The sequence below is a fragment of the Vibrio limimangrovi genome (genome assembly GCF_054064025.1).
In genome coordinates this window covers 281,718-287,892 of record NZ_JBSUGF010000011.1, presented here as the reverse complement: position 1 = coordinate 287,892, position 6,175 = coordinate 281,718, and the positions used below count along the sequence as shown (strand labels likewise).

Sequence of the window (6,175 nt, the reverse complement as noted above, 5' to 3'; positions counted from 1 at the left end):
TGAAACCGAAGTTTCTAATTGGATTATCATCAACGAGTGCCCACACAGATTGATAGGTCTATATTGTTAAAGAGCTTTTCGACATGAACCTGGAACTATACGCCCAACTCAAATCGGACGGCCATTTTAGCGAGATAACTTCTGGTGTCAAACACTTTTTTCAGTTATTTCTCTGTGAGTTATCTTTTAACTCAACCGTCTTGCTATCAGGCAATGCTTTGCGAGACAACGGAGGCGAATTATAGGGAGAAAAATCGACTTGGCAAGGGGAAATCAGTCTAAAAAAGACTTTTTTAGACTGAATGTTTAAATAACCATCAATTTGAATATTCTATAGACGAAATAACAAGATTATGACTCTAAAATAGCAACACGTCGCTTGAGTTTAGCGATAGATTTTCTCACTTCCTCCACTAAATAGCTGAACTGATCATCATGTTGTTGCTGATAAGCAATACGCCCATTTACAAAACTTAATTTAACAGACGCAGGTTCACCACACATAAGTGGAGCCATAAGTGAAGAGTGGCAACCTGACAAGCGAGGCTGATTTAAATCATAGAGAACGAGATCCGCAGAGAAGCCTTCTTTAATTTCCCCGACTTTATTTAGACCTAACAGATCAGCCCCACCTTTACTGCCCCATTTGAGGACCTCTTCCAGTGATGTTGCGTCAGGTCCATTTTGCGCTCTATGTATTAGCCAAGTCAGATTCAACTCTTGCAACATCGAACCGGACTCAGCAGAAGCTGAACCATCAACGCCGATAGAAATTGGCATACCCGCTTTGGCCATATCTATGACTGGTGCGATGCCACTCCCAAGACGGCAGTTAGATGTTGGACAATGTGCGATGCCCGTTTTTGTTTCTGCCAATAACTGTATATCTTTTTCACTCGCCTGAACCAGATGCGCAAACCACACATCCTCACCTAGCCAATCACAGCTTTGAGTAAACTCAACCGCACTCATTCCGTACTTAGCGAATGTCTGCTCATTATCAAAGCCCACTTCTAGAAGATGGGAGTGCATTCTCAATTTTTGACTTCTGGCATACTCAGCCATTAATTTGAGATCGCTAGGCGTTGCAGAATGAGCGATTGTGGTTGGCGCAACCACAAGCTTACGCATTGCAGCGCCACCTTCTTGATGGTAACGACTACGAGTATGCTCTAAACGTGAAATCATTTGCTCTGCAGATTCTGGAACAACTCCAGCTTTCGCTAATCCTTTGTGCGTGCCTTTAACAGTTGCCCCTCCCCTACATAAGACCAAACGTATTCCCATTTCGTCAGCAGCCTGCCAAAGAACATCTTCTAACTCTTGGCTTGAGCTCGCATGATAAAGATAGTGGTGGTCAGCACAGGTCGTAGCTCCAGAGCGAAGTAACTCATAGAAACCCAACTTAGCAGCGGAATACATAATCTCTGGTGTAATTTGAGGCCAATAACGATAAGGAACACTTGCCAGCCAGTCACCCAAGCCATGATTCATACCTGCCGGGATCCCTTTTAATATAGATTGAGCGATATGGTGATGAGTATTTACCATCCCCGGGTAGACGACACAATTTGTCGCATCCACTCGAATTTCACCTTCATTAGCAATCAGGTTCTGTCCTAGCTCAGTAATGACACCATTCTGAATTCGAATATCTTTTACATTTTGTTGAGGAGAAAAAACACTATTGGCATTTTTAATTAAGTAGTTCATATAAAGATCCTTTTTAATGAACAATCGGTATCTAAGTTCAAACAACTAGAATGGATTAACCTTTGAGCAATGTCCCAGAGATTCAACTCTTAACCGCTTCTACTCAATTAACATATAGAGGATGTGGAATGAGCACTCCCCCCGCCTCATTCTGTATACAATGCAATAACTACACCATGTTAATAGTATTTATCTATCTACGTTTAACATCTAGAAGATGCACTAAAATGTAACTTTTACAACCAATATGCACAAATATAGTGCAGTAAACTTACGCATTACTGCAAATTAAGTGCTAATTGTATACAAAACAGACTCTGGTACTAATCCCTCAGACGCAACGTTAATTATAAGTTAATCGCAAGTTACATATAATCAGTCAACCCTTTATCTTTGTATGGCACATTGCTTGCTAAATGTTAATTTAAAGCGTGAGTAGAAGCGGTTAGATACAAGAAATGAAAGGTATCGGGACATTGCTCATAGTTAACCTCTAAAGAGCCGTGACCAACAATAAGGTAACGCCTATAGAGACAGTGAAAGGAAGACACGGAGTAACTATGAAAAATATTTCTAAATTGAACAAACTTGCCCTTTCGTTATCTTTGCTATGCGCTTCAGGAAGTAGCCTGGCAACAGATAAAGTGACTTTCCAGCTTGACTGGTTACCTGGGGGAGATAAAGCACCAGTATTCGTTGGGGTTGAACAAGGATTTTTTGCAGCAGAGGATCTGGATGTCACCATTCTTGGTGGTAAAGGTTCTACAGATGCAATAACCAAAGTAGCGACGGGTACCGCCGATATTGGCTCGGCTGATATTGTTGCTCTGATGGTCGCAAAAGCGAATGATAATGTGCCGGTAAAAGCCATTTACTCAATTTTCAATAAAGCACCTTATGCTTTCTACGCACTGGATGATTCTGGTGTTGAGTCGGTTAAAGATGTCGCAGGCAAAACCATCGTCACCTCTCCCTTCACTTCTGCGAACGTTTTCCTGCCGATTATGCTTAAGAAAAATGGCATCGATGAAAACAGTGTAAAAGTCCTCAAAGCAGATCCAGGCGCACTCAACCCAATGCTGATTACGGGGCAGTCTGATGTGATGATTTCCTGGATGACAGATCGAGTGAAAAATACAGAGCAGGCAGAACAAGCGGGTAAAAAGCTAAATGTACTGCCTTGGTATGATGCCGGCCTTGAGTTCTATTCATCATCTATTATCGCCAGCGATAAGTTCATGTCACAAAGCCCCGACGTAGTGAAACGATTCGTAAAAGCTTACGCGAAAGCAGTTGAATACACCTGGGCAAATCCAGAGCAAAGTGGTGCTGCCGTTAACAAAATAGTTCCAGACGTAGATGCAACCCAAGCGACCGATACGATTAAATCCATTCGTAGTTTAGTGATGAACGAAGTTTCGGAAAAAGATGGCGTGGGTGTATTTACTCCAGATCGCCTGAGTGAAACATGGGCGTGGACAGCGGAAGCTCAAGGCCTTGATATTGGTAAGTTAGACCCTGAAAGCGCAGTTGCTCGTCAATTTTTCCAAGAGGTGAACTAATGCAGCCATTTGTTTCGTTTAAGAACATAGGGCATACCTATCACTCTGACAAACATTCGGTTACGGTTCTCAACGATGTCAACTTCAATGTAAATAAGCATGAATTTGTTGCCATCGTTGGACCCTCAGGTTGCGGCAAGTCTACCTTGCTGCGCCTACTGTCAGGTCTTATATTGCCAACCCAAGGTGAGATTTCCGTTTTTGGTCAGCCTGTAACTGAGCCAAGAGAGGATATCGGTATTGTGTTTCAAAAACCGACCTTATTGCCTTGGAAAAACGTTCTCGACAATGTTCTTTTTCCATTGAAGCACAAGTTCAACTACGTCGCTAAGAAAGAACAACAGCATGCAGAAGAGCTGTTAGATATGGTTGGGCTATCAGGTTTTGAATCAAGTATGCCCCATCAGTTGTCCGGCGGTATGCAGCAACGAGTCGGTATAGCAAGAGCCTTACTACTCAATCCAGATATTCTGATCATGGATGAACCTTTTTCCGCACTTGACGCTTTGACACGTGAAGAGATGGGGTTCGAGTTACAGAAGATCTGGATGGAAAAACCAAAAACTGTTTTGTTCATTACTCATTCCATCTCTGAAGCGGTACTGCTCGCTGATAAAGTGTTAGTAATGGGACCTCGTCCGAGTACGGTATTAGAGGAAATCAATATCGATTTGCCTCGCCCCAGAAACATTCACACACTTCAGGATCCGACATTTGGTTCGTATACCAATAAAATACGCGAATATTTTTATCGCTCGGAGAAACCGAGTTATACCGAGAGCAGCGAGCACAATAACGTTGAACCAATACGTAAAACGGTCGCTTAATCGAAATTGTCTAAAGGAATAGATATGAAACGGTATTTATCACAATGGTCGCAGAACGGGCTTCCACTTGTCGCAATATTGACGTTGATTCCGATTTGGGAAGCGACTTGTCGAATCTTTTCTGTACCTACTTTCATTTTGCCTGCACCATCCGATATTGCACTGGCTTTCAGCCAGGTTCCTCTTGAACGATGGTTAGATAACTTGTGGGCGACTTTACGTATTGCGCTACTCGGCTTTGGAATTTCTTTTTTAATCAGTATTCCTTTGGCCATCATGATGGTGAACTCGAAGTTTCTTACTAAAGCGCTTTTTCCAATCTTGGTCGTCATCCAGTCAACACCTGTCGTAGCGATCGCGCCACTATTGATCGTTATTTTGGGAACGGGTGATGCTCCTCGTTTAACGATTACCTGCCTCATCACATTCTTCCCTCTTGTGGTATCGGCGACAACAGGCATGCTGGCAACCCCGCCAGAACTAATTGAACTGTCCCGTTCGTTAAGCGTGAAAAACAGCAAAACGATTTGGCAAATTCGTCTACCTTACGCCATCCCTCATATTTTCAGTGGTGTAAAAGTAGCGATCACTTTAGCCGTGATCGGTTCCGTAATTGCAGAGTTCGTCGCAGCGGAAAAAGGCTTAGGCTATTTAGTTCAATTCTCAACTTCGTATTTCAAAATCCCACAAGCGTTTGCCGCACTGGTGTTCTTGTCTCTTGTCAGCATGTTGCTCTTTAAAGCGGTAAGCTGGGTGCAACGATATTGCTTCTCTTGGAGCCTGACCGAAGAAGAAAAGCAAAGGTAGCCCGGCGTTGAATAAACACACTGTTCGAGATGAATGGCTCTCCCGTTTAACACGGGAGTGATTCACCTCTATTAATAACCACTCGGAGTAGAAGCGGTCTGCAATAGCAAGACATTTTGGTTCTTGAGCTATTGCTGGACATTGCTCCAATAACAAGCACTTACTTAATTGTTAATTGGAGAAATCAATAATGACTCAATCCTACCTTTTAGATGAACTCAACTTTGAAACAACGATTGGTGGACTCGGATTAGTATCAAATGATACGGCGATCCCTTTGATCAACTTACATGATTTTGATAACTGTCGTGACGAGATCACCCAACAACTCTGGGAGGCAGCCACCCAAGTCGGTTTTTTTCAGATCGTTGATCACGGCATCAGTTTAGCTGACATTGAAAAATCCTTTGCGCTTAGTGAGAGATTCTTTTCACTACCGATGGAAACTAAGCAAAAGTTCCCATTGAAAGAGGGCTTAAACGCAGGTTGGGAATTTAAACAACAAGTTCGTCCATCAACAGGAACAGCAGACCAAAAAGAGTCCTATCAAATTACTCTGCCTCACATGGATGATTTATGGCCGAGTAATGATGTGGTCGAGAGTTTTGAATCTCACCTGTTGTCTTTCGAGTATCAGGCTTGGCAGCTCGGTATGAAGATTCTGTCTTGCTTTGCCGATAAGCTTGGCTTTGAACGCGACTTTTTCACTAAAGCTCACCAAAGAGATTCAGAAAACTACCTGAGCACATTGCGTATGTTGCACTACCTGCCAATGAAAGAAGTGTCAGAAACAGGCACATTTTGGCGTGCTGGTGCGCACACCGATTTTGATTGCTTGACGATGGTATTCCAGCAGGAAAATCAAGGAGGTTTGCAAGTTGCGGCAGGGAAAGACGCAAAAGAAAACTTAGTTTGGAGTACAGTGGAACCCAAAGCAGGGGTGATCACTTGTAATATCGGTGACATGCTTATGCGTTGGAGTGATGACATATTTAAATCTACTCTTCACCGCGTGCGCATGCCAACCCCAGAAGAAAACCAAGACTCTCGTTATAGCATGGCGTTTTTCTGCCAAGCAAACCGAGACCAAATCATTCAGGGTCCACTAAAGGTTTACGAGCCGATTACGGCTGAAGACTACTTGAAGATGCGCATTAACGCGAACTTCTCTTAATCGTAGATGACTGGTAACTGAGGTTGCGTGACGAGCCCTCGTGACCTTAATCTAAGGAAAGAAAAAGCCATGCGAATGTGCATGGCTTTTTT

At 43.1% G+C, this 6,175-nt stretch carries 5 protein-coding genes; 4 read left to right on the top strand and 1 reads right to left on the bottom strand.

The features are described 5' to 3' along the window. Window positions 1–351: 351 nt before the first annotated feature. Window positions 352–1,713: an amidohydrolase family protein gene (locus tag ACWYU8_RS16625; protein WP_457520855.1), complete on the bottom strand. Its 1,362-nt coding sequence runs from the start codon at window positions 1,711–1,713 to the stop codon at window positions 352–354. Window positions 1,714–2,273: 560 nt separating this feature from the next. On the opposite strand from ACWYU8_RS16625, the gene ACWYU8_RS16620 reads away from it, so the two are divergent. From ACWYU8_RS16620 to ACWYU8_RS16605, 4 genes are all read left to right on the top strand, one after another. After that, window positions 2,274–3,275 carry an ABC transporter substrate-binding protein gene (locus tag ACWYU8_RS16620; RefSeq protein WP_457520854.1) on the top strand — a complete coding sequence of 334 codons (1,002 nt, stop codon included), beginning with the start codon at window positions 2,274–2,276 and terminating at the stop codon, window positions 3,273–3,275. Continuing rightward, a complete protein-coding gene (locus ACWYU8_RS16615) occupies window positions 3,275–4,102 on the top strand; it encodes an ABC transporter ATP-binding protein (protein WP_457520853.1) in 828 nt (275 codons plus the stop codon). Before ACWYU8_RS16620 ends, ACWYU8_RS16615 begins: the two co-directional genes overlap by 1 nt. Window positions 4,103–4,126: 24 nt before the next feature. Then, entirely contained in the window at window positions 4,127–4,909 is a 783-nt protein-coding gene (locus ACWYU8_RS16610) for an ABC transporter permease (protein ID WP_457520852.1), read from the top strand. 190 nt (window positions 4,910–5,099) lie between these two features. Then, on the top strand, window positions 5,100–6,083 hold the full coding sequence (locus ACWYU8_RS16605) for an isopenicillin N synthase family dioxygenase (protein ID WP_457520851.1): 984 nt from the start codon (window positions 5,100–5,102) through the stop codon (window positions 6,081–6,083). Window positions 6,084–6,175: the final 92 nt, after the last annotated feature.